The sequence below is a fragment of the Falsiroseomonas sp. HC035 genome (assembly GCF_050563525.1).
Taxonomy (GTDB): domain Bacteria; phylum Pseudomonadota; class Alphaproteobacteria; order Acetobacterales; family Acetobacteraceae; genus Falsiroseomonas.
Genome location: NZ_JBNXUN010000005.1, coordinates 197,619 through 221,090 on the forward strand (window position 1 = coordinate 197,619; position 23,472 = coordinate 221,090).

Genomic DNA, 23,472 nt, shown 5'->3' on the forward strand with positions numbered 1-23,472 from the left:
AAACCGCGCGATGCTCCGCTACCTGTCCCGCCGCGTGGCCCTCATGGTTCCGACCCTGTTCGGCGTCGCGCTTCTCACCTTCCTCATGCTGCGCGTCGTCCCGGGCGACGTCGTCGAGGTGAAGCTGAGGGCCGATGGCGGGCACGTCACCGAAGAGATCCTGCAGCGCGAACGCGCACGTCTTGGCCTCGACAAGCCGCTGCCCGTCCAGTTCGCCGACTGGATGACCGGGCTCGTCACCCTCGACCTCGGCAACTCCATGTGGACTGGACGCCCGGTTGCCGAGGAGATCGGCGTGCGCATCGGGCTCACCGTCCAGGTCGCCCTCATGGCTGCCATCATCTCGGTGCTGATCGCCATCCCGCTGGGCACCATCTCTGCGCTGTTCCGCGATACATGGATCGACTACGTCGTCCGCGTCTTCACCATCGCCGGCCTTGCCGTGCCGTCCTTCTGGCTCGGCATGATCATCATCCTGATGCTGTTGACGGTGTTCCAGTGGTCCCCTCCGGTCACCTACACCCCCTTCCACGAATCACCGCTGCAGAACATGTCGCAGCTCATCTGGCCCGCACTCGCCGTCGGCTACCGCTACGCCGCGGTGGTCGCCCGAATGGTGCGATCCTCGATCATCGAGGTGATGCGCGAGGACTACATCCGCACCGCACGCGCCAAGGGCGTGTTCGAGCGCCTGGTCGTCGGCCGCCACGCCATGCGCAATGCCCTGCTCCCCGCCGTCACCATCATCGGCCTGGAATTCGCCTTCCTCATCGGCGGTCTGGTCGTCACCGAACAGGTGTTCAACCTGAACGGCATCGGCCGCCTCTTCGTCGAGGCGATCTCGCGCAACGATTTCATCCTGATCCAGGCCCTCGTCATGCTGCTAGCCGCTGTCTTCGTCACAATGAACCTGCTGGTGGACCTGCTCTACGGCGTCCTTGACCCGCGCGTACGGCACGGCTGAGACAGAGGGGAGGCACCACATGTCCACCACCACAGCCGAGACCGCACCCGCTGCCGACGCGCCAGCGGCGCCGCGCCGGCCCAACGCGATCCTCGCCTTCTGCTACGCCCAGCCGCTCGGGGCCGCGGGTCTGCTGGTCATCCTCGTCATGGGCCTTGCCGCCATATTCGCAGACGTCATCGCACCCTTCGAGCCCGAGGTGATCGACTTCGCCGCGATGCTGTCCGCGCCCTCCCTCGAGCATCCCTTCGGCACAGATGCCTTCGGGCGCGACATCCTCTCGCGCATCATCTATGGCGCGCGCACCGCCCTCACCATCGGCTTCCTGTCCTCCTTGATCGGATGCACGCTGGGTGGCCTTCTCGGCATTGCATCAGCCTACTTCGGCGGCAGAGCCGACCTCATCATCCAGCGCTTCGTCGACGTGATGCTGTCCTTTCCCATCATCGTCCTCGCGCTGGTCGTCGTTGCCGTGCTGGGCAAGGCGGAAGTGCTGGGCATCGACATGAACCTCGTCCTGGCCATCGCCATCCCCATCATCCCGCGCTCCTCGCGCGTCGTGCGATCGGCTGCGCTCTCGGTGCGCTCGATGCCCTACATCGATGCCGCCCGTGCCGGTGGATACTCAGCCTGGCACATCATAACCCGACATATGGCGCCCAACGTGCTCGCGCCCTACCTCATCCTGCTGACCGCCTACATCGCGCAGGCTATCCTGCTGGAGGCATCGCTCTCCTTCCTTGGCCTTGGCGTGTCGGAGCCGAAGCCCGCCTGGGGTCTCATGCTCGCGGGCGATAGCTCCAATTTCTATCAGGAGGCCCCGTGGATGATCATCTTCCCTGGCCTCGCCATCTCGCTCGCCGTGTTCGCCTTCAACCTCTTCGGCGACTCGCTGCGCGACTGGCTCGATCCGAAATTTCGGATGTGAGCCCCAGAAGAACACCTCATCCAAGGGAGAACCCGAGATGACCAGCATTTCCAGAAGAGCCGCTCTTGCATTGCCCGCGCTTGCATTCGCCTCGCCCGCTCTCGCGCAGCAGCGCCAGGATGGCGGTGCACCGAGGAAGGGGGGTGTTCTGACTTTCGCTGTGGGTGCGGAGCCGCCCACCTATGATCTGCATCAGACAGGCACCTTCGCCGTGATGCATCGCGTTGCGCCGCATTACTCGACGCTGCTCACCTATGAGCCGGGGAACTATCCGAACATCGTGGGGGATCTTGCGGAGAGCTGGACCGTCTCCGAGGATCAGAAGACCTTCACCTTCAAGCTGCGCTCCGGCGTCCGCTTCCATGACGGCACCGTGCTGACTTCGGAGGATGTGCGAGCCAGCTACGAAAGGTTGCGTGCGCCACCGGAGGGCGTGAACTCCAACCGCCTGCCGGCCTTCGAGCAGATCGACCAGATCACGACGCCTGACCCGCTGACCGTCGTGATGACGATGAAGAAGGTGGACGCGTCGATCCTGGATACCTTCGCATCGCCCTGGAACTCCATCTTCAGCGCCGCCCGCCTGGCACAGAACCCGGCCTTCCCGGTCCGCAACGTGATGGGGACGGGCCCCTTCCGCTTCGTCGAGCATGTCGCCGGTTCGCACTGGGTAGGCGAGCGCTTTGATGGCTATTTCCGTGAGAGCCAGCCCTATCTCGATGGATTCCGCGCCATCACCATGACGCCCTCGGCCATGGTCAATGCGCTCGCCGGGCGGCAGATCATGGCAGAGTTCCGCGGCTTCACGCCGAACGAGCGTGACCGGATCGTGCGCGGCCTCGGGGAGGATGCGCAGGTCCATGAGAGCAGCTGGATGCTGCACATGATCGCCAGCTTCAACACGGAACGTCCGCCCTTCAACGATGCCCGCGTGCGGCGTGCCCTGTCGCTCGCCATCGACCGCTGGGGCGGTTCGGCGTCGCTCAGCCGTATCTCGCAGCTTGGTGCCGTGGGCGGCCTCGTGCGGCCGGGCAGTGTCTGGTCCGCAACGCCGGAGGAGATGCAGCAGTGGCCCGGCTATGGCCGCGACATAGCGGCGAACCGCGCGGAAGCGCGCCGCCTGCTGCGGGAGGCCGGACATGAGAACCTGACCTTCACGCTGATGAACCGCAACCACCAGCCCTATGTCACCTCAGGCATCTTCCTCATCGACCAGTGGCGACAGATTGGCGTCCGGGCCGAACACCAGCAGGTGGAACTGGCGGCCTGGTACGCGGCGCAGGGCAGTGGCGGATTCGACGTGATGGTCGACAGCTTCACCCAGTTCAGCGACGATCCGACGAACGTGCTGGTGAAGTACGTCTCCTTCGATAAGGCATCGGTGGCCACCGCCCGTGCCACCGACCGGGAGCTGGACCGGCTGTTCGACGTCCAGGCGGAGAGCACCGATCCTGCAGAACGCAAGCGCCTGTTGCGCCAGTTTGAAACGCGCGCGTTCGAGCAGGCCTATGCGGTTCCGCTGCTGTGGTGGCAGCGCATCGTGGTGATGAACAAGCGCGTGCGTGGTTGGTCCATGGCGCCGACGCACATGATCTACCAGGATCTGCGTGACGTCTGGCTGGCGCCTGAGCGGAGCTGAGCCATGACCGGCGGGCTGCAGTCCTTGATGAGGGCCAACAGGGCGCGGTCCGCCGCTCGGCGAGGGTCGGGATCAGACCACCCCGCTCGCCAGGAGATCGGTCCAGCCGCTCTGGATATGCGCGACCATGGCCTCGACCGCGCCCGCCTTGTCGCCCGCTTCCGCCAAGCGGAGGAAGCACTCATGCTCGTCGATGTTCTTGAGGCGGGCGCCGCCGCGCTCCTGCGTGACGAAGGGGTATCGCGCCCACAGCACGCGGACGAACTGCAGGGTCTGCGGCCGATCGGCAAGCTCGTACAGGCGGAAATGGAAGCGGTAGTTTTCGGTGCGGCTGGCCAGCCGCCCGCCACCCGCCGCCAGCGCCGCGATGACACGCTGACTCTCGCGCAGCGCGGCAAGAGTCTCGTCGTCCAATCGGTCCAGCGCACGCGCGGTCAGGTCCCGCTCCAGCATGACGCGCAGTTCATAGGTCTCGCGTGCCGTGTCTGTCTGCACCAGCGGCACGATGAGGCCCTTGTGCGAAATCGCCTGAACGAACCCTTCGGCGCCCAGCATGTGCAGCGCCTCGCGCACCGGGGTGATAGAGACGCCCAGTTCCTTCGCAATATCCGACTGCTTCAGCTTCGTACCGCGCGGATAGGCCTCGGAGATGATGCGCGCGCGGATGATGTCCGCCACCTGATCCTGCTTGGTCTTGAACGCCATTCGTCTGCTCTCTCGCCACGACAGGGCCACGTCGCCCCGTACCGGCCGAACCGGAAGCGGATCGGCCGTGGTGCAATGTGCCATTCTTGTGCGCCGCACAATATAAAATATTTGCGGACGCCGACTTACACGTCCTTAACACCCGGTCCCGCCAGGCCGGCAGGAGATTCCTCATGACTTCAGCATTCCGCCCCTACACCGGGGTACGCGTGCTTGACCTGACGCATGACCTCGCACGCTATGCCACCCGGCTCTTCGCCGATCTGGGCGCCGAGGTCATCCGCATCGAGCCGCCGGGGGGGTTGCCGGACCGCGCGCGCGACACGGCCGAAACCCCCGGTGGCGCCGAGACCTTCGCCTTCCACAACGCCAGCAAGCAGAGCCGCGTGCTGGACCTGAGCGGGAATGAGGGCCGTTCGGCCTTCGCCGACCTGGCACGGGAGGCGCAGGTGGTGGTTCTGGAACGCGGCGGGCCGCTGGGAGCCGATGACATCGCCTGGCTGCGGGATCTGAACCCCGGCGCCATCATCACACATGTCTCACCCTACGGCCTGGGCGGCCCCCTGCAGGACGCTCCCGCCTCCGACCTCACGCTGCAGGCCGCGGGCGGCATTGCCTGGATGACCGGCAACGGCGATGAGCCGCCGCTGCGCCTGCCTGGCGGACAATCGGCCATGGTGGTCTCCGTCTATGCCGCTGTTGCCACCGCGATGTGCCTGTACGACGCGGAGACGCGCGGGCGCGGGCACATCCTGGATGTCTCGGCGCAGGAGGCCATCGCGCATTCGCTACAGAACGCGATTCAGGTGTGGGATCTCGAGCGGCGCGTCTCCCACCGCGCCGGCGAAGGCACGCGCGACGCCAGCGAGAACATCTACGAATGCCGCGACGGACACGTGTTCCTGGCCTCGCCCCCGACCACCGGCGTGTCCTGGAAGGGCCTGCTGGAATGGATGGCGGAGGTCGGACACCCCTCTCTGGCACCGTTCAGCGAGCCGCAATGGCTGGACCGCAAATATCGTTCGAAGCCCGAGGCGCGGACCGCATTCAAGCCGATCTTCGAGGCCTTCACCCGCAACTTCACTCGGCAGGAGCTGGTCGAGAACGCGCTGAAGCGCCGCATCGTCATGGCGCCAGTGAGCCGTGTGCGTGACGTGCTCGACGACCCGCAGCTCGCCTACCGCGACTACTTCGTGCGCCTGAACGAGGGCGGTCCGCGCTTCCCCGGCGCACCCTACAAGATGTCCGAACCGGTGTGGGGCGTCGCCCCACCGCCGGCGCTCGGCCAGCACGACGCGCCGGCGGTGCGCGGCTGACAGCAGAGAAGGAGCCTCCCCATGCATCCCGACTTCCTGAGCGGTATCCGCTTCACCGATCTCACCTGGGCTGGCGCCGGCCCCTTCGGCACCAAGGTGTTTTCTGATTTCGGCGCCGAGATCCTCAAGATCGAGAGCATGTCCCGCCCCGATCCCGTCCGTCGCGGGGGGCCGTTCAAGGATGGCGTCGCGGGGACCAACCGCAGCGGCTACTTCGCCTCCCGCAATACCGGCAAGCGCAGCATCTCATTGGATCTGAAGAATCCGGAGGGGCGTGAGATCGCGCTTCGGCTCATCGCGCAATCCGACGTGGTGAGCAACAACTTCGGGCCGGGTGCAATGGAGCGACTGGGTCTCACCTATGATGAGGTCCGAGCCGTCAAGCCCGACATTATCTACCTCTCCATGCCGATGTACGGCGAGGACGGGCCGCTCTCCACGCTGCTCGGCGTGGGCATGACGATCGCCGCCGTCACCGGGCTGATGTGGATGACGGGCTATGGCGGTGGCGAGAAGCCGCTCGGCCCCGGAACGCATTACCCGGACCACGCGGCCAATCCCTACCATGCCGCTTTCGCCGTCCTGGCCGCGCTGCGCTACCGCCGCCATACCGGGCATGGCATGAAGATCGACCTCAGCCAGGTTGAATCAACCGCGAATTTCGTCGGCGCTTCCATCCTGGAAGCCTCCACGCATGACCGCGAGCCGGAGCATACGGGAAACCGCTCCCGCCGGGATGCACCGCACAACGTCTTCCGTTGCGCCGGGGAGGACGCATGGTGCGCCATTGCCGTGGAAACCGATGCGGAATGGCTGGCGCTGGCTGCAACCATTAACCGGCAGGATCTCGCTACGCGCACCGAGCTGCGCTCGGCCGCAGGGCGCCTGGCCGCGATGGAGGAGCTTGAGGCCGCGGTTACCGCCTGGACCCGTGCGCGGGGCGCGGTCGAGGCAGCGGGCATCCTGCAGAATGCGGGCGTTCCGGCGGCGCGCGTCTCCTCCGCGCGTGATCTGGTCGAGGAGGATCCGCAGCTTGCCGCGCGTGGCTACTGGCAGACGTTGGATCATCCGGAGATGGGGCCTTCGCTCTTCACGTCGCCCCCGTTCAACATCGATGGCGAGCGCGTGGAACTGCGCCGTCCACCGCTGTTCGGCGAACACACGCAGCAGGTGCTGACAGGCCTGTTGGGCATGAGCGACGCCGAGATCGCCGCACTCGCAGAGAGAAAGATCCTCGCATGAGCCAAGCCAGCACGGTGCGCGCGGCGCGCCATCCCAGTCCACGCAACAAACGCGCAGCCGCAGTGGTGGGCGTGGGCCACACCGACTGGGTGGGCGATTGGAAGCGCTGCCGCAATGGCGAGCGGCCCAATGACTCCTACGGCTATGGGCTGGAGGCGTTCCGCAACGCCCTCGCGGATGCGAAGATCAGTCGCGACGAGGTGGACGGGCTGATCGCAGGCCCGACCACCGCCTATGAGCGCCTGGGCGAACTGGCTGGCATTGACCCACGCTGGGGCGGGCAGGCCGACGCCGTGCTTGCCGTCGCGCAGGCCGTGATGGCCATCGAGGCGGGCTATGCCGAGGTTGTGGCGCTGGTCTACGGCAACGACCAGCGCAGCGTCGGCACGCAGTATGGCGGGCCCGAGGCGATGGGCGGCGGCGCCTTCCTGTCCTACGTGTACCACTCACCCTGGGGTTTCACCTCGCAGGGCGCGCTCTACGCGCTGACGCTGCAAAGCTACAAGCACGCGCGCGGCTTCACCGAAGCCGAGATGGGCGAGGTCTCGGTCGCTCAGCGCGGCTGGTCTTCGATGAACCCCAACGCGATCATGCGCAAACCCATCACGCTGGACGATTATCTGGGCTCGGCCTTCGTCTGCCAGCCGCTGCACCTGTTCGACTACTGCCTCATCAACGACGGCGGCGTGGCGCTGATCATCGCCGAGGCCGAACGCGCCAAGCGCATGACCGACCGGCCCATCTTCATCGAGGGTGTGGGGCGGTCCGACCTCAATCGCGGCGCCACCAGCCTGGAGCCGCGCATCGACCAGTTCTACCTGCCCGCCCAGCAGGAAGCCGCGGCACAATCCTACGCGGTATCGGGCCTCGGTCCGAAGGACATGGACATCCTGCAGGTCTATGACAGCTTTTCGGTCCATGTGCCGCTGGCGCTGGAGGGCTACGGCTACTGCAGTGTCGGCGAGGCTGGCAAGTTCCTGCGCGAAAGCCGCATCGGCCCCGGCGGCAAGTTGCCCACCAACACCAGCGGTGGCCACCTCAGCGAGACCTACATGCAGGGCTGGGCGCACCAGATCGAATGCGTGCGGCAGCTTCGCGGTGAATGCGGCGAGCGCCAGGTCGCCGATGCGCGCCATGTCCACTACACCTCGGATGTCGCGGGCAAATGCTTCTCGGTCATCTACGGACGGTGAGCCCCATGAACGCCATTGACGCCCAGACCCCGCGCCCTGTCATGGGGCTTTACGACCAACCCATGTGGGAGAGCATCAAGACTCGCGGCATGAAGCTGCAGCGCTGCGCCAATTGCGGGACCTGGCTCTACCCGCCCGGCCCCTCGTGCCCCAGCTGCCTCTCGTGCAAACTGGTCTGGACGCCGCTCTCTGGACGAGGGCGCATCGTCTCGTGGGTCGTGTTCCACCGGCATTACCTGCCGGCTTATCCACCGCCCTACAACGCGATAGCGGTGCGTCTGGAGGAAGGACCGACCATGATCAGCAACCTGGAAGGCGCAATGCTGGGCGAAGACAGCATGGGGCGCGAGGTGGGTCTGGTCTACGCGATCATGCCGGATGGCGTAATTTTGCCACGGTGGTCATTGGCGTAACGGAAAAAGGTGGAGCCTGCCTGCTTGATGAGTGGGTCGGCTCGTTTCGCCAGTCTGTCGGAATGGAGTGAGAATGCCGATGGATTGGCAAGGTGATTGTCATCACCACGGAGGATGAGAAGGCGTCTGTTTTACCGGTGGCTGGCTATCGGCTCTTGTGCGGCATCTTCAAGATCATCCTGGGACCCGACGCGAAAAGTGGAGAAGCCTGAATGAGGGCCGAAGTGAAGCCGTCGACGGGGCCTGCGTGACGGACCATGCACCGGGCGAGGTGATGCAGGTTGCGCCAGGCCTGTACCGCATCTCGTTGCCGCTTCCGTTTCCGCCGAGGCAGGTGAATGCCTGGCTGATCGAGGACGGCGAGGGTTGGCTGCTGGTGGACACTGGCCACGGCACCGAAGCAACACGAGCGCTGTGGGAGGGGATCTTCGCCACTGCACTGCGCGGCCGCCCGATCAGCCGCGTCCTGGTCACCCACTTCCACCCTGACCACATCGGTTCAGCCGGCTGGATATGCGCGCGCTGGAAGGCGCCGCTGCTGATGCCGCGTAGCGAGTGGCAGCGAGCCTGGCTGCTGTGCATGGACGACCAGCAGGCCCGCGTGGCGCAGCTTGTGGAATTTTACCGAAAAGCTGGCAGCCCGCAGGAGCACCTCGATTTCCTGCGGGCGCGCGGGATGCTCTACGCGCGCACCGTCTCACCGCTGCCGCGAACCTTCCGCGTGATCGGAGAGGGGGACGTGTTGCAAGTGGGCGGCCGGGATTGGCGGGTGATGATTGGGGCCGGGCACGCGCCAGAAATGGCCTGTCTGTGGAATGCTGCGGATGGGGTGCTGATCTCGGCGGACCATGTGCTGCCGCGAATCACGCCGAATATCAGCGTGCAGCCGACGGAGCCCGCGGGGGATCCGCTGGGCGTCTTCCTCACCGCCCTGGCACGCTTTCGCGTCCTGCCCGACAGCGCTCTCGTCCTGCCCTCCCACGGCGAGCCCTTCTTCGGGCTGCACGAACGAATCGATTACCTGATCGCACATCACGAGGAGCGGCTGGCGCTGCTGCTGGAGGCAGCTGGCAGGGCAGGAAGGGTGGGGCTGACTGTGCATGACGCACTCGGCCCGATTTTCACGCGGCCGCTCGACCATGCAGCGCTAGGCTTCGCTCTGTCCGAGGCACAGGCCCACCTGCACCACCTCACGGCACGGAATCAGCTCATGCCGAGCCTCGATGCGGCCGGAATCCTGCGCTTCGTCAAGCCGGTCGTGGACTGATCGCGACCACGCCGGTGAGACGGACGATCTCCTCATCGCAGTGGTCGATGACGACGGCGACATAGAGCCAGCCCTTGGCGGTCCAGACGTAGGTGAAGTCGGCCGCCCACTTCTGGTTGGGACCCGCCGCCTGGTGCCCGTTCGCTCCGGTCCGGCGGCAGGCCACGTCGCCGCGGCCTGGCCCGCAGCGCGCCCTGGCGCATCAACCGCTCGATCCTGTGCGGACCGCAATCGACGCCGTCCGCCAGGACGCCGTGCCATACCCGGCGGGCGCCATAGGTCCGGTCACTCGCCAGGAAGCTGGCGCGGGCCAGTGCGCCGATCCGCTCTTCGTCACAGGCGCGTTGGCTCGGCTTGCGGGTCAGCCAGGCATGGAAGCCGGAGCGCGCTGCACCCAGCGCCGAGCACAACCAGGGCAGCGGCCAGATACCCCTGTGCTTCGCGATGAAGGCGGACTTCATGTGGCATCCGGTCGATCTCCTGCTGCTCGGGCTTCACCTGCCCAGGACCAGGGAAGGCATGCCGAGGGTCAGCCTCGGTCTCCCGCATCCACCGGCGCAGCACGCTCTCCGCCATCTCGAGGTCGCGCCAGGCCTGAGTCATCGCCACTCCGCGATCCCTGACCAACTTTACCGCCTCGAGCTTGAACTTGCGGCTGAATGTCCTTCGTCCCCTGCAAGGGCTGCGGATCGGGTGAAAAGCCTATCCAGGTGTCCACCAAACCGGCAGCAGGCCAGATGGACGGATGCGGTTCTGGATGGCAGGCGCGCCCGGTTGAGGGGCCCGCCGCAGCCCGGGTCAGGTCAGGCGTTCCAGCGCCAGCCGCAGGTAATCCGCGGTGCGGCGGTAATGCGCCACCAGCAGCCCGCAGGCCTCCGGCACCCGCCGGGCAAGCGCTGCCTCGGCCAGCGCCTCGTGCTCCGCCGCCACGTCGCGGGATGGATAGGCGACGGTCAACGCCAGGCCTCGGTAGCGGGCGGCGCGTTCGCGTACCGTCTCGCAGAAGCCGATCATGGTGGCGGAGGGACAGGCCGCCACCAGGGCCCGGTGGAAGGCCAGGTGCGCGGCATCCCAGGCAGGGTCGTCGCGCGGGCTGGACGGGTCGCTGCGCCGGGCCAGGCCGCCGAGGCGGTAGCGCGCCACCACCAGCGCCTCCTCCCACGCCGCATCCCCAGCGAGGATGGATTCCCGCAGCGCCACTTCCTCCACCCAGCAGCGGGCGCGCAGCAGTTCCTCGAATTGCGGCAGGGTCACCGGGGCTGCGCGGAAGCCGCGCTGATCCAGCCGTTCCACCAGCCCTTCCGCCGCCAGGCTGCTCAGCGCCTCCCGCACCGGGCTTGTGCCTGTACCGTAGGCATCGGCCAGCGCCTGCACCTTCAGCTTCGTTCCCGGTGGCAGCAGCCCGTCGATCAACTCGGCGCGCAGGCGCCGATAGATCTGCGTCGACAGGGTAGTCGGCTCGGCCTTGGCCGCTGGGCGGGTCATGCCCCGACATAGCCGCGCCGTCCCGCGCCAGCCAAGCCCATTGCGCCAACCCGATCGTCGACATAACGTGGCGCCCATAAGAAAAATCGATTTTGCTGGCAGCAGCCTTATCACCTCCCTGCCGCCGGTGGTCATCGAGGGAAAGGAAATGCCATGTTCACCCGCCGCAGCCTTGCCGCACTCGCCGGATCGGCCCTCGCCGCGCCACGCCTGGCCAGCGCCCAGGCCGCCTGGCCGAACCGCCCCGTCCGCATCATCATCCCCTTCGCCGCCAGCGGCGGCGCCGATACCTTCACTCGCCTGCTGACGGAGCCCCTGGGCGAGGCCTTCGGCCAGCCCTTCGTGGTGGAGAACCGGCCGGGCGGTGGCGGCGTCATTGGCACCGATGCCGTGGTGCGGTCTGCCCCCGACGGCCACACGCTGATGATGCTGACGGTGACCCATACGGCGAACGAGACGCTGCTGCCAAACCGCCCCTACGTGCTGATGCGGGACCTCGTCCCCGTCGCCTGTCTCAACCGCACCTACCAGGTACTGGTGGTGCATTCGGACGTGCCGGCGCGCAGCGTCGCCGAGCTTGTCGCCTTGGCCAAGGCGCGGCCCGGCGCGATGGACTACGCTTCCTCCGGCCCGGGCACCCCCTACCACATCGCCTTCGAGGTGTTCCGCCATGCCGCCGGCATCGAGGTGCAGCACGTGCCGTTCCGCCTCAGCGGCGACGCCCGCAACGCGGTAGCCGGTGGCACCGTGCCGATGATGTTCGACGGCATCGCCACCATGATGCCGCTGATTCAAAGCGGCCGCGTTCGTGCCCTGGGCACCACCGGCCTCGTGCGCTCCTCCCTGATGGCGGATACGCCAACCATTGCGGAGACGCTGCCGGGTTTCCAGCAGGTCGGCTTCAACGGCGTCATGGCGCCGGCCGGCACCCCGCGGGAGGTGGTGGAGAAGCTCAATGCCGCGGTGAACCGCATCCTGGGCACCGCCTCCATCCAGGCCGCCTTCGCCCGCCTCGGCGCCGAGATCGCCCCGATGACCGTCGCGGAGTACGACACGCTGCTGCGCGAGGACATCGAGCGCCGCCGCGAGTGGATCCGCCTCGCGGGCATCCAGCCGACATGAGCATTGCCTTCCGGCTGAACGGCGCCGCCGTCCAACTCGACGTGGCGGAAGACATGCCACTGCTGGCCGCGCTGCGCGGCCCGGCGGGCCTGTCCGGCCCGCATTTCGGCTGCGCCGCCGAAGCCTGTGGCGCCTGCGCCGTGCTGCTGGACGGCAGGCCCACCATGTCCTGCGCCCTGCCCAGCGGCAGCGTCGCCGGCCGGGAGGTCACCACCGTCGAGGGGCTGGGCACGCCGGAGGCGCCGCATCCCCTACAGTCCGCCTTCCTGGCCGAGCAGGCCGGCCAGTGCGGCTATTGCCTGCCTGGCATCCTGGTGGCCTCCGCCGCCCTGCTGCGCGACAACCCGGCCCCGGATGCCACCGCGATCCGCCAGGCGCTGGACCCGCATCTGTGTCGCTGCGGCAGCCACAACCGCATCATCCGCGCCGTGCTGCGCGCAGCCCGGGAGATGGCGGCATGAGCGCGAAGCCGTCCCCGCCTCTGCCTGGCAGCCTGGCCGCCAACCCGCGCCTGTCGCGCTGGCTCGGCTTCACCGCATCCGGCCGCGTCGTGATCCGCCCCGGCAAGGTCGAGATCGGACAGGGCATCCTGACCGCGCTGTCGCAGATCGCCGCCGATGAACTCGACGTGGCGCTGTCGCGCATCGACGTCACCACCGTCGCCACGCCGGACAGCCCGGATGAGGGCGTGACCTCCGGCTCGCTCTCCGTGCAGAACAGCGGCGCCGCGCTGCGCCATGTCTGTGCCGAGGCGCGCGCGATCTTCCTCCAGGTCGCGGCCCAGCGCAGCGGCGCCAGCCTCATTGAACTGCGCGTCGAGGATGGCGCCTTCATCGGTCCGCAGGGCGAGGCCGGGTCCTACTGGCAGCTCGCCGACCAGGCGCTTCTGGACTGCGACGCGACGCCCGGCGCCCGCGCCAAGCCCGCCGCGGCGCGCCGCATCGCTGGCCAGTCCGCGCCGCGCCGCGACCTGCCCGACAAGGTCTTCGGCCGCCCGCGCTTCCTGCACGACATGCGCCCGCCCGGCCTGCTGCACGCGCGCGTGCTGCGCCCACCCTCCCGCGCCGCGACGCTGCTGGATCTGCCGGCCGCGAAGCTGCCGGCGGGCACCGTGATCCACCGCGACGGCAGCTTCCTCGCCGTGCTGGCGGAGACGGAGGCCGACGCCGAGACCGCCGCGACCCGCCTCGCCGCCGCCGCATGCTGGGACGAGCGGGACAGCCTGCCGGAGGAAGGCGCGATGGCGGACTGGCTGCGTGCCGCGCCCGCCGATGAATCGGTCGCCTTCGAGCGCAGTGACCCGGCGCCGGCCGCAGCTCACATCGTCACCGCCAGCTTCTTCCGCCCGCCCGTCGCGCACGCCTCCATCGGCCCGTCCTGCGCCATCGCGCAGTGGCACGGCGAGCGGGTGGAGGTCTGGTCGCACACGCAGGGGCCCTACAACCTTCGCATGGACCTCGCGAAGGCGCTGCGCATGCCGGAGGCGCAGGTGCTCGTCCGCCACGTCGAGGGCGCCGGCTGCTACGGCCACAACGGCGCCGACGACGTGGCGCTCGATGCCGCGCTGGCCGCACGGGCCGCGCCGGGCCGGCCGGTGCGCGTGCTGTGGACGCGCGCGGATGAACTCGGCTGGTCGCCGGTATCCTCCGCGATGGTGGTCGATGTCTCGGCCTCGCTGGATGCCGAAGGCCGGCTCGCCGGCTTCGAGGTGGACGTCACTAGCAACGGCCATTCCTCCCGGCCCGGGCGCGGCAAGCTGCCGACGCTGCTGGCCGCTGCACATCTCGCCGAGCCCTTCGCCGTGCCGCCCGCGATCAATCACGGGCTGGAACGCGGTGGCAGCGCGCATCGCAACGCCGTGCCGCTGTATCGCGTCCCGTCGCTGCGCGTGCGGTTGCGTACGGTGACGGACATGCCGATCCGCACCTCCGCCATGCGTGGCCTCGGCGCGCCGGTGAATGTCTGGGCGATCGAATCCGTCATGGACGAACTCGCGGCCCGCGCCGGCCGCGACCCGCTGGATTTCCGCCTGGACCACATCGACGACCCACGCGCGGCGGAGGTCCTGCGCGCGGCGGCCGACATGGCCGGCTGGAGCAGCCGCCAGGCGCGGGAAGGGGGCGGCTTCGGCCTGGCTGTCGCGCGCTACAAGAACCTCGGCGGCTGGTGCGCGGTGGTGGCGGAGGTCGAGGCGGAAGCCGAGATCCGCGTCCGCCGCATCTGGATCGCGGCCGACCTTGGCGAGGTCGTGAATCCCGACGGCGTCGTGAACCAGCTGGAAGGTGGTGCCATCCATGCGACCAGCCAGGCGCTGAAGGAAGCCGTGCGCTTCGATCGCCGCCGGATCACCAGCGACAGTTGGGACAGCTATCCCATCCTGCGTTTCCAAGAAGTTCCGGAGGTCGAGGTGCGGCTGCTCGACCGCCCCGACCAGCCGCCGCTCGGTGCCGGCGAACCCTCGTTCGGCCCTACCGTCGCCGCGATCGCCAATGCCATCCATGGTGCCCTGGGCGTACGCCCACGTGCCATGCCCTTCACCGTGGAAAACCTGGCGCAGGCACCGCAATTGCCTTGAGCGGCGCCACGCGCGCGGCCAGATCAGCTGCTGCGCGCGGTCGCCTGCCGATCCCTGTAATGCGCCAGCGTACCCGCATGCATCAGGCGCCCCGAAAGGGTTCGCCCGATGATGCTTTCAGCGAGCCGCGCCGCCTCGACCAGCGCGTCGAGGTCGATGCCGGTTTCGATGCCCATCTCGTGGCAGAGGAAGACCATGTCTTCCGTGCAGATGTTACCGGCACCCTTGGCTTCTCCGTGACCTGCGAAGGGGCAGCCACCCAGGCCTGCAACCGAACTGTCGAAGTGGCTGACGCCCATCTCGAGCGCCGCCAGCACGTTGGCAGCGCCAAGGCCGCGCGTGTCATGCAGGTGCAGCCCCACCTCCGCCTCCGGCAGCGCCTCGCGCAGCATTCCAACCAGACGGCGCACCGACTGTGGATTGGCCCAGCCCATGGTGTCCGCGAGATAGACGCGCGGCAGCGTGAAGCCACGTTCGCGGCAGGCACGGTCCGCCCAAACGAGCTCGGTGATCGCCCGCGCTGGAGGGACCTCGCCCTCGAAATTGCAGCCGAAGGCTGCCATCACGAGCGCGCGTTCCATCGGCACGCCGACTTCAGCATAACGGTCGAGCCAACCATTCACGCGACTTCGCATTTCCGCAGCGGTGCAATTGTTGTTGCGCAGCGCGAAGGCATCGGAAGCATAAAGTGCGATGCGTCCGGTGACATGCACGCCAGGGCAAGCACGGGCGCGCTCGAACCCCCGCTCGTTGAGCCAAACCGAATCATAGCGCACGCCCGGCTTTCGCTTGACTGCCTCGAACAGCGCCTCGGCATCCGCCATCTGCGGTACGGCCTTCGGCGACACGAAGGAGGCAACCTGGATCTCCTCCAGCCCCGTCTCGGACAGGGCGTTCACCAGCGCAGCGCGCTGCGCCAATGGAAACGTCTCGCGCTCAATCTGGAAACCCTCGCGCGGGCCTTCCTCGTGAAAGTGAACCCGCTTGGGTAGATCAGACATGGCGTCTGCTCCTGTCATGCACGGCGGAACATTGACACTTGCCCGCAGTAGCGGGAACGCTGTCGCTCACGGCAAAGGCTAACGCCGCGAAAGGCGCCCCGCCAGAGGGCTCCGGAACTGGAGGATGCTTGATGGATCGCACCCTTTCGAGACGGGCGGCACTGACTGCGTTGATTGCAGCACCTGCCGTATCCCGCATCGCCGCTGCACAACCGTCCGAGCCGAACTGGCCCGCTCGTCCCATCCAATTCATCGTCGCCTTTCCGGCTGGCAGCGGTACGGACGTGACGACGCGCTACTTTGCTGATCCACTTTCCACGGATCTCGGCCAACCGGTCGTGGTGGACAACCGGGGCGGTGCCAACGGCTTCATCGCCAGCGAGGCTGTGGCGCGCGCAAGGCCAGACGGATACACGTTCCTCTCCACCGCGAATACCACGCATGGCTCCAACCCCGCGCTGTTCCGTCGGCTGCCCTACGACCCGGTGAAGGACTTCGCGCCGGTGGCCCTGATCGGGGTTGGCGTGCTTCTGGTGGTGGTGAACAACGACCTGCCGGTCCGTACCATGCAGGAACTCGCCGCCTATGCGCGCGCCAATCCGGGGCGGCTCAACTTCGCGTCCGGTTCGGCCTCCTCGCGCGTCGCCGGCGAGATGTTCAAGTCGGCCGCCAATGTGGACATGATCAACGTCCCCTACCGCTCGAACCCTCTCGGCATCACGGACGTGATCAGCGGTGTCGTGCAGGTCATGTTCGTCGATGCCACGACATCGGCGCCACATGCACGTGAAGGTCGCGTGCGTGCCATCGGCGTGACCAGCCGGCAGCGCGTTCCCATGCTACCCAACGTTCCGACGGTGGAGGAGCAGGGCTTCGCCGGCTACGAGATGCTGTCCTGGAACGCGATCTATGCACCTGCCGGCACGCCCGTGCCGATCATCACCCGCATGAACCGGCTGATCAACGACATCATGGTGCGCCCCGGCGTCACCGAACGCCTGACCGCCAACGGCATGGTGCTGCGCCCCGGGACGCCCGAGGACCTGAGTAGCTTCCAGGCCGCGGAGATCGAGAAGTGGAAGCGCCTGGTGACAGCAGCCGGAATCGAACTGCAGTGAACGAGGGAGTCCTTTCCGGCCTGCGCGTGGTCGAGCTGGGCCAGGTGCTTGCCGGCCCTTTCGCTGGCGCGATTTTCGCGGATCTTGGCGCCGATGTGATCAAGGTCGAGAAGCCCGATGGCGGCGACGACGCACGCCAGATGGGGCCGGCATTCCGCTACGGCGATGCGCTGAACTTCCACGAGTTCAACCGCGGCAAGCGATCGGTCACGCTGGATCTGAAGTCGCCCGCCGGGGTCAATGCACTGCACGACCTGCTCGAGACCGCCGACATCATGCTGCACAACCTCCGCCCTGGTGTGGCGGAGGCCCTGGGGATCGGGCCCGGCGAGGTCTGTGCGCGTCACCCGCGGCTTATCTACTGCGCCATGTCCGCCTTCGGGCATGTCGGACCGGAGCGGCTGCGGCCGGGCTACGAGCCGCTGCTGCAGGCCTTTGGTGGGTTGTCGTCGATCACGGGTGAGCCGGACGGCCCTCCGGTGCGGATGGGCGCCTCTGTCGTCGACCAGGGCACGGGCCTGTGGACCGTCCTTGGCGCACTTTCACTGCTGGAGCGACGGCACCGCACGGGAATCGGCGGCGTGGTTAACACCTCGCTGCTCGAAACCGCCCTACTGTGGGCTGGCCAGAAGATGAGCAGCTACGTCAACACGGGCAAGCTGCCGGAGCGCCACGCCTCCGGCCACCCCAACTTCGTGCCCTACCAGTCCTTCGACACGGCGGATGGCCCGATTCTTGTCTGCTGCGGCAATGACCGTCTCTTCGTGCGTTTCGCCGCAGAACTTGGCCACGCCGGATGGGCGGCCGATGACCGGTTCGCCACCAACCGTTCACGGCTTACGAACCAGAAGGCACTGCTCCCGATGATCTCGGCCGTGATGCGGGAGACGCCGCGTGCCGCCTGGCTTGAGAGGCTGCAGCGTGCCGGCGTCCCCTGCGCGCCGATCAACAGCATTCCGGAAACACTGGCCGAGCCGCAGACCCAGGCGCTCGGCATGATGCAGAATGTCCCAGGCGAGGATTTCTCGCTGGTCGCGCTTCCGCTGTCCCTCGACGGGGAGCGTCCGCGCGTGAGGGGCGCAGCCCCCCGCCTGGGTGCCCACAACGAGGAAGTGCTGAAGCCATGAAACGACGAGACGCGTTTACGGGGGCGCTGGGCCTCGCCCTTGCCTTGCGCAACAGCGAGGCGTCGGCCCAGGCCGTCGCGGCAGGCTGGCAGCCCCGGCAGCCTGTACGCCTCATCGTCCCCTTCGCGCCGGGTGGCGCGACCGACGCTGTCGGGCGGATCCTTGCCAGCAAGCTCGAGGCGCAATGGCCGGTCCCGGTCGTGGTCGAGAACCGCGCCGGAGCCGGCACGACGATCGCCACGGCGCTGGTCGCCAGGGCCGCCCCGGATGGGCATACCGTGCTGCTCGCTCCGGCACCGCTGACCATCACGCCCTTCCTGTACCCGACCTTGCCGTACGACGTTCAGCGCGACCTGGCGCCGGTCACCAAGCTGATGTCTTCTCCAATGATGCTGGTGGCTGGTCCGCGATCCGGTCTTCGTCAGCTTGCGGATCTCCGCTCGGCCCGGGGTCTTGCCTGCGGCACCTCCGGAAATGGCAGCCTTGCGCATCTTCTGCTGGAGTTGGTGAAGGCCCAGTCTGGCCTGGACATCACGCACGTGCCGTATCGCGGTGCTGGGCCGGCGATGGCAGCCCTGGCATCCGGCGATGTCCAGCTGACCTGGGGCGCCCCGAGCGAGCTTTCCGCCGCGATCCAGGGAGGTGCCGTGCCACTTGCACTGACCAGTCCGGTGCGCATGCCCGGCCCGCAGCCGGCGCCGATTTTTGCCGAGGCAGGGATGCCAGGCGTCTCTGGCGATGCCTGGTACGGTCTTGTCGCACCGGCAGGAACGCCGCGGGCGGCAGTGCTGGCAATTCATGCGGCCTGCGTCGCAGCTCTCGGAGCGCCCGACGTGCTGGAGGCGTTGGCGCGCCAGGGCATGGTGCCCGATGTCAGCGGCCCCGACGCCTTCGCCAGGTTCATTGCCGCTGACCTGGTGCGATGGGAACCGGTGGTCCGCGGGGCTCAGCTCAAGGTGGACTGAACAACCCGCGGTGGCGCCCGGCTATCCGGCGTCGCGCTTATGTCGGGCCAGAAAGCCGGTGAAGATCCGCACCATCCGTGGCTCCGCCGACTTCCATTCGGCTCGGTCCCACTCGACCAGCAGGTCCTCATCGGATCGCTGCGCCACCACGTCGTCGTGGTAGGTGCAGTCAGGCAGCAGCGCCGCCATCTTCCGCGCCGTTTCCGGACTGTGGACCAGATCGTTGCCGGCGATGATGCAGGTCGGCGCATCCATGGCCCGCAGCTGCTCCTCCGTCGCGCCAATGATCGGCATGTTGGCGGCGCGAATGAAATGATCCTGCCAGTTGCGCATCACCGCGATGAAGCGCTGCGGATCCATCGCCAGCAGGCGGTCGCGGTTGGACGGCCTGGCGGCGATGCAGGCGGCGAAATGCTCGGTCTCCGCCACCGCCGCCATGCCGCCTGATTCAGCCAAGGGAATGAAGTCGCCATAATATCGCGCGGCGAGCTTTTCAGAGGCATGGCGCCCACCGGTGACGCGCCACAGCAGCAATGCATCCAGCGATGCGCGGTGCCGCAGCGCGAACAGCACGGCCAGCCGCGCGCCAGAGGATGAGCCCCCGACATGCAGCCGCGTGGCGCCCAGGCCCTGCGCAAGCTCTCGCAGGTCGTCGGCCCAGATCTCGTACTCCGACCCCTCACCGTCGATGGAGACGTCAGACGCGCCACAGTTGCGCCGGTCATGCAGCAGCACCCGGTAGCCATGCCGCGCCAGCTCGCGCGACATGGGCACCAGCTCCGCATAGCCACGCCGGCTGCCGGGGGTCAGCGCGATCCATGGGCCTTGGTCGCCGATCACTTGGTAGTTCAGGGTCACGCCCCGTACCTTGGCATCCGGCATCTTCGTCATCCTTTCCTGTCCGCACGCACTTGCCTGTTGGGCGGCTACTGCTGCGGAACTTCGGCCGTCCGCATGATCGACGCCCATTTCGTGATTTCGCTGCGCAGGAAGGTCGCCAGGTATTCCCGGGAGCGGCGCTCCGGCGCCACGGCGGTCGAAGCGGCAGTTCGCAGACGATCCTGAACGGCCTGCCGGCTGAGCGCCGTCCGAAGCGCGGTATTCATCGCATCAAGGATCGGCTCGGGCGTCCCGATCGGCATGAAGAAGGCATTCCAGTAGTAGCCGTCAACGACGGCTATGCCCTGTTCCTGGGCGGTGCGCAGATTGGGGAACAGCGGCGAACGCTCCGCCGTCAGTACGGCAAGCACCTGCAGCGAGTTGTCCTGGATGAAGCTGACCGCCGCAGCCGCGAGCGGGCAGTAGTAGTCGAGCCGACCCGCCATCATGTCCTGCAGCGCCGGCGCCGCGGCACGATAGGGAACATGGACGACATCGCGGATGCCAACCGCGGCGTTGAACATGGCGCAGGCGAGGTAGGGCGCAGCACCGATGCCGGCGGAGGCGAAGCTCATCTGCCCCGGCCTGGCGCGGGCATAGTCGGCGAACTCGCGCAGCGAACCACCCGGCAGGTCCTTACGCGCCAGCAGCACCAGCGGCTGTTCCACCGCCAGCCCGACGGATGCGAATTCCTCGACCGTATTGGAGGGCGGACTGCGGAACAGGTACTGGCTCTGCGCGAAGGTATCGACCGCACCGATCACCATCGTGTAGCCATCCGGCGCGGCGCGCGCGGCGCGGGTGACGCCGATGGTGCCGCCAGCGCCGCCGACATTCTCGATGACCACGGGCTTACCGAGGATCTCGGCCACGTCATTGGAGATGATGCGCGCGACGATGTCGGTGCCGCTGCCAGCCCCGAAGGGGACGATCAGGCGGATTGGCCGGTTGGGCCACTCCTGCGCCAGCACCGGCGTGGTCGCTGAGACCAGGGCGGCGAGGCAGCCCAGGATCGGTAGCAGTGACCGTCGTGTCGATTTCATTGTTTCCTCCGTTTGTTGATGGCGGATTGATCAGGCGTGTCGGGTCAGCCGGCCACCACCGGCCCATCGGCCTCTCGCGCACGCACCACCGCATCGGCGGATTGTGCGGCGACGATTGCCGCGACCGTTGTGAGCGTCGGGATCGGGAGATGCAGGGCGCGGCCGATCGCCCGCGCCGCGAGAATGGTCGCATCAAGTTCCAATGGCCGTCCGGATCGCAGGTCCTGCAGGAAGGAGGGCACATGGCGGCCATAGTTGGCGGGGTCGGTCATCGCCCATGGATCGGCCGGCGGGTGCACGCCGATCGCGGCCCCGATCCTCGCCAGTTCCTCGATCAAGGCGATGACTACGCCGCGCGTTTCCGGATCCGAGGTGACGGCGAGGTGGTCGCGGTTGGTGACCGTGGCCACCATGGCCTGCCCGGCATTCAGCAGTAGCTTCGCCCAGATCGCCTCGCGGATGCGGGGTGCGATCGTGGTCTCGAAGCCCGCGCCGAGCAGCAGCGCCCGAACCCGTTGCAGGGTCGCGTCGTCTCGGTCATCCGGCCGGCCCAGCACGATCCGCCTGACGGCGGGCGTTGTGCTGCGCACGATCCCCGGCGCAACCACGGCGGCGCCGGCGGTGATGACGCCCCAGATCACACGCTCCGCCGGCAGCAGCACCGCCAGGCGGCCGGTCGGATCTAGACGAGGTGCCAGCGCCTCGCGCAGCGGCGCCGGCATGCCCTCGGCGAACCACCAGGGCAGGCCGTTCATCACGACCAGCAGGCTGGTCTCTGGGCCGATCAGCGGGCCGATATCCTCGACCGCATCGCCAAGCTGCGTGCCCTTCACCGTGATGATCGCCAAGTCCTGGACACCGAGTTCCGCCGCCCGCGCCACGGCGCGCACCGGCGATGTGATGCTCGTCTCGCCTTCCAGCAGGGTCAGCTCGGAACGTTCCAGCGCCTCCAGCATCGCGCCGCGCGCCACCAGGCTTATCGGCACGCCGGTCTGGGCCAGCCGGGCCGCGATGTGGCAGCCCACAGCCCCGGCGCCGAACACGGCGATGCGCCGCATCCGCCGGCTCAGCCGAAGGCGCCGAGCGTGGTCTCGCCCACCTCGACCGGCTTGGCGTCAATCAGCACCACGGCCATCAGGCAGGGCTCGGTGCCGGTGACGATCCAGTTATGAAAGGTGCCCCGCTGCACCAGTAGATCGCCCGCGCGCAGGTCCACCGAGCCTTCGTCGAGTTCCATGGTGACGGCGCCCGACAGGACGATGAGGTAGTCGATGGACGCGGTGCGGTGCGGCCGCGGCGCCACGCCGGGGTCCAGCTTCATGATGCGGAAGACGCTGCCGTTGCGCAGCTCGGTCCCGACGGGGCGGGTGGCGTCATCGCCGGTCCCGGTGTTGTCGACGGGGTTGCCGACCGTGGTCCAGACGACAAAGGAATTGTGTCCCGGGCGCTTGGAGACCAGGTTGCTCGGGATGTCGTCGATCTGGACCACGGCGCGACCCTGCGCATCATGACCCGTGACCACGCGGCGAAGCGGAAATTCCATGGCGTCTCTCCTCAATTTTCTGGCTGCTGCCGCGCAGGGCGCCCATGGATGGGCGCGCTGAAGCCGAAATCGTAGCGGTCGCCGCGGAACACGATGATGCCGTGCAGGATCGGCCGCTCGTCGACGCCGTAGTAGGTATGCTCGCTCGACAGCAGCGGTGCGCCGCGCCGGGTGTCAAGGATCCGCGCCTGGTCGGCGCTGGCGGGAATGGCGCGGAAGCGGAAATCCACTTTGCCGCCCCTTCCGCCAATGAACCGGCGTATGAAGACCAGCCCGGCATCGCGGGACAGCACCGCATCCGTGATCTGGTCGGCGATCGGGACGGGCAGGAAGCGTTCCTCGAAGGCGTAGACCTCGCCCTGAATGAGACGGAGCCGTGTGATCCGCTCCACCGGCTCGCCCGGCCGCAGCGCGAACAGCGCACGGAGGGAAGGCGTAGGCCGCAGCCGGAGCCGTGCGATGAGCCGGAACTCGATCTCGTCGCTCGGCGGCAGCAGCTCGAACTCCGAAGGCCCGCCAAGGTCGCGGCTGGCGTGCGGCGGTGCGACGAAGGTGCCGCGTCCGCGCCCGCGCACGATCAGCCCTTCCGACAAGAGCTGGCCCATGGCCTGGCGTACGGTGGGACGGCTGATGCTGAAATGCGCCGTCAGCTCCGCCTCGGACGGCAGCAGGCGACCGGCCAGGCGTTCCTGGACAGGACGGATCAGCACCGAAAGTCGTTCCGCGAGCTGGACGTACAGCGGCAGCGGCGCGCCGGGGTCCAGTGGGCGAAGCTCCTTCAGGTCGATCGCCATGTTCATCGTCTAGCGCATGCCCTGTGTGGCCAACGGTGGGACTGGCAACACCGGACCCAAACGTCCTTACATTGCCAACCAAATGACAAGACCTTAGTGTCTCGGCACTGTCAAGCGGATGCCGGCCGAACAGGTGGCCGCGACGCTATCGTC

At 67.7% G+C, this 23,472-nt stretch carries 22 protein-coding genes and 1 pseudogene; 14 read left to right on the forward strand and 9 right to left on the reverse strand.

What is annotated here, in order from left to right; genetic code table 11:
- Positions 1-10 precede the first annotated feature (10 nt).
- From ACLF3G_RS13380 to ACLF3G_RS13390, 3 genes are all read left to right on the forward strand, one after another.
- Positions 11-964: an ABC transporter permease gene (locus ACLF3G_RS13380; RefSeq protein ID WP_430669878.1), complete on the forward strand. Its 954-nt coding sequence runs from the start codon at positions 11-13 to the stop codon at positions 962-964.
- 19 nt (positions 965-983) lie between these two features.
- Complete coding sequence (locus tag ACLF3G_RS13385; RefSeq protein ID WP_430669879.1) at positions 984-1,892, forward strand: ABC transporter permease; 909 nt, start codon at positions 984-986, stop codon at positions 1,890-1,892.
- A 214-nt stretch (positions 1,893-2,106) separates the two neighbouring features.
- Positions 2,107-3,531 (forward strand): ABC transporter substrate-binding protein, encoded by a 1,425-nt coding sequence (locus ACLF3G_RS13390; protein WP_430670046.1) that lies wholly within the window; start codon positions 2,107-2,109, stop codon positions 3,529-3,531.
- 72 nt (positions 3,532-3,603) lie between these two features.
- Here ACLF3G_RS13390 and ACLF3G_RS13395 read toward each other — a convergent pair whose 3' ends face one another.
- Complete coding sequence (locus ACLF3G_RS13395; protein WP_430669880.1) at positions 3,604-4,320, reverse strand: GntR family transcriptional regulator; 717 nt, start codon at positions 4,318-4,320, stop codon at positions 3,604-3,606.
- Between the two features lie 89 nt (positions 4,321-4,409).
- Between ACLF3G_RS13395 and ACLF3G_RS13400 the strand changes: the two genes are divergently transcribed.
- The 5 genes from ACLF3G_RS13400 (at position 4,410) to ACLF3G_RS13420 (ending at position 9,667) form a co-directional block, all read left to right on the forward strand.
- Complete coding sequence (locus ACLF3G_RS13400; protein ID WP_430669881.1) at positions 4,410-5,552, forward strand: CaiB/BaiF CoA transferase family protein; 1,143 nt, start codon at positions 4,410-4,412, stop codon at positions 5,550-5,552.
- A 21-nt stretch (positions 5,553-5,573) separates the two neighbouring features.
- The gene (locus tag ACLF3G_RS13405; protein WP_430669882.1) at positions 5,574-6,794 is read left to right on the forward strand and encodes a CaiB/BaiF CoA transferase family protein; all 1,221 of its coding nucleotides are present in this window, start codon (positions 5,574-5,576) and stop codon (positions 6,792-6,794) included.
- A complete protein-coding gene (locus ACLF3G_RS13410; protein WP_430669883.1) occupies positions 6,791-7,987 on the forward strand; it encodes a thiolase family protein in 1,197 nt (398 codons plus the stop codon). The genes ACLF3G_RS13405 and ACLF3G_RS13410 overlap by 4 nt, the downstream gene beginning before the upstream one ends.
- 5 nt (positions 7,988-7,992) lie before the next feature.
- The gene (locus ACLF3G_RS13415; protein WP_430669884.1) at positions 7,993-8,400 is read left to right on the forward strand and encodes a Zn-ribbon domain-containing OB-fold protein; all 408 of its coding nucleotides are present in this window, start codon (positions 7,993-7,995) and stop codon (positions 8,398-8,400) included.
- 247 nt (positions 8,401-8,647) lie between these two features.
- The gene (locus ACLF3G_RS13420) at positions 8,648-9,667 is read left to right on the forward strand and encodes an MBL fold metallo-hydrolase (RefSeq protein ID WP_430669885.1); all 1,020 of its coding nucleotides are present in this window, start codon (positions 8,648-8,650) and stop codon (positions 9,665-9,667) included.
- A gap of 22 nt (positions 9,668-9,689) precedes the next feature.
- Here the strand turns inward: ACLF3G_RS13420 and ACLF3G_RS13425 are convergent.
- Together ACLF3G_RS13425 and ACLF3G_RS13430 are read right to left on the reverse strand one after the other, a co-directional pair.
- A pseudogene (locus ACLF3G_RS13425) lies at positions 9,690-10,357 on the reverse strand (IS3 family transposase); the annotation flags it as partial.
- Positions 10,358-10,465: 108 nt separating this feature from the next.
- Positions 10,466-11,152: a GntR family transcriptional regulator gene (locus ACLF3G_RS13430; RefSeq protein ID WP_430669886.1), complete on the reverse strand. Its 687-nt coding sequence runs from the start codon at positions 11,150-11,152 to the stop codon at positions 10,466-10,468.
- 153 nt (positions 11,153-11,305) lie between these two features.
- Between ACLF3G_RS13430 and ACLF3G_RS13435 the strand changes: the two genes are divergently transcribed.
- From ACLF3G_RS13435 to ACLF3G_RS13445, 3 genes are read left to right on the forward strand one after another with little or no spacing between them, the layout of a single operon-like run.
- Positions 11,306-12,274, forward strand: a complete 969-nt coding sequence (locus ACLF3G_RS13435) for a Bug family tripartite tricarboxylate transporter substrate binding protein (protein WP_430669887.1) — start codon at positions 11,306-11,308, stop codon at positions 12,272-12,274.
- A complete protein-coding gene (locus tag ACLF3G_RS13440) occupies positions 12,271-12,735 on the forward strand; it encodes a (2Fe-2S)-binding protein (RefSeq protein WP_430669888.1) in 465 nt (154 codons plus the stop codon). Before ACLF3G_RS13435 ends, ACLF3G_RS13440 begins: the two co-directional genes overlap by 4 nt.
- Positions 12,732-14,849, forward strand: a complete 2,118-nt coding sequence (locus tag ACLF3G_RS13445) for a molybdopterin cofactor-binding domain-containing protein (protein ID WP_430669889.1) — start codon at positions 12,732-12,734, stop codon at positions 14,847-14,849. Before ACLF3G_RS13440 ends, ACLF3G_RS13445 begins: the two co-directional genes overlap by 4 nt.
- A gap of 23 nt (positions 14,850-14,872) precedes the next feature.
- Here ACLF3G_RS13445 and ACLF3G_RS13450 read toward each other — a convergent pair whose 3' ends face one another.
- Positions 14,873-15,850, reverse strand: coding sequence for a hydroxymethylglutaryl-CoA lyase (locus ACLF3G_RS13450; protein ID WP_430669890.1), 978 nt, complete (start codon positions 15,848-15,850; stop codon positions 14,873-14,875).
- A gap of 131 nt (positions 15,851-15,981) precedes the next feature.
- Here ACLF3G_RS13450 and ACLF3G_RS13455 point away from each other — a divergent pair, with 131 nt between their 5' ends.
- Genes ACLF3G_RS13455 through ACLF3G_RS13465 form a run of 3 tightly spaced genes read left to right on the forward strand, consistent with a single transcriptional unit; the run spans position 15,982 to position 19,060 of the window.
- On the forward strand, positions 15,982-16,968 hold the full coding sequence (locus ACLF3G_RS13455; protein WP_430669891.1) for a Bug family tripartite tricarboxylate transporter substrate binding protein: 987 nt from the start codon (positions 15,982-15,984) through the stop codon (positions 16,966-16,968).
- The gene (locus ACLF3G_RS13460; protein WP_430669892.1) at positions 16,965-18,095 is read left to right on the forward strand and encodes a CaiB/BaiF CoA transferase family protein; all 1,131 of its coding nucleotides are present in this window, start codon (positions 16,965-16,967) and stop codon (positions 18,093-18,095) included. Before ACLF3G_RS13455 ends, ACLF3G_RS13460 begins: the two co-directional genes overlap by 4 nt.
- Entirely contained in the window at positions 18,092-19,060 is a 969-nt protein-coding gene (locus tag ACLF3G_RS13465; RefSeq protein ID WP_430669893.1) for a Bug family tripartite tricarboxylate transporter substrate binding protein, read from the forward strand. Before ACLF3G_RS13460 ends, ACLF3G_RS13465 begins: the two co-directional genes overlap by 4 nt.
- A gap of 21 nt (positions 19,061-19,081) precedes the next feature.
- On the opposite strand, the gene ACLF3G_RS13470 is transcribed toward ACLF3G_RS13465, so the two are convergent.
- Genes ACLF3G_RS13470 through ACLF3G_RS13490 form a run of 5 tightly spaced genes read right to left on the reverse strand, consistent with a single transcriptional unit; the run spans position 19,082 to position 23,325 of the window.
- Entirely contained in the window at positions 19,082-19,942 is an 861-nt protein-coding gene (locus ACLF3G_RS13470; RefSeq protein WP_430669894.1) for an alpha/beta fold hydrolase, read from the reverse strand.
- Between the two features lie 44 nt (positions 19,943-19,986).
- Positions 19,987-20,982, reverse strand: a complete 996-nt coding sequence (locus ACLF3G_RS13475; protein ID WP_430669895.1) for a Bug family tripartite tricarboxylate transporter substrate binding protein — start codon at positions 20,980-20,982, stop codon at positions 19,987-19,989.
- A 44-nt stretch (positions 20,983-21,026) separates the two neighbouring features.
- Positions 21,027-22,040 (reverse strand): ketopantoate reductase family protein, encoded by a 1,014-nt coding sequence (locus ACLF3G_RS13480; RefSeq protein WP_430669896.1) that lies wholly within the window; start codon positions 22,038-22,040, stop codon positions 21,027-21,029.
- Positions 22,041-22,048: 8 nt separating this feature from the next.
- Entirely contained in the window at positions 22,049-22,525 is a 477-nt protein-coding gene (locus tag ACLF3G_RS13485) for a cupin domain-containing protein (protein WP_430669897.1), read from the reverse strand.
- Positions 22,526-22,536: 11 nt separating this feature from the next.
- Entirely contained in the window at positions 22,537-23,325 is a 789-nt protein-coding gene (locus tag ACLF3G_RS13490) for a GntR family transcriptional regulator (protein WP_430669898.1), read from the reverse strand.
- Between the last annotated feature and the right edge of the window lie 147 nt (positions 23,326-23,472).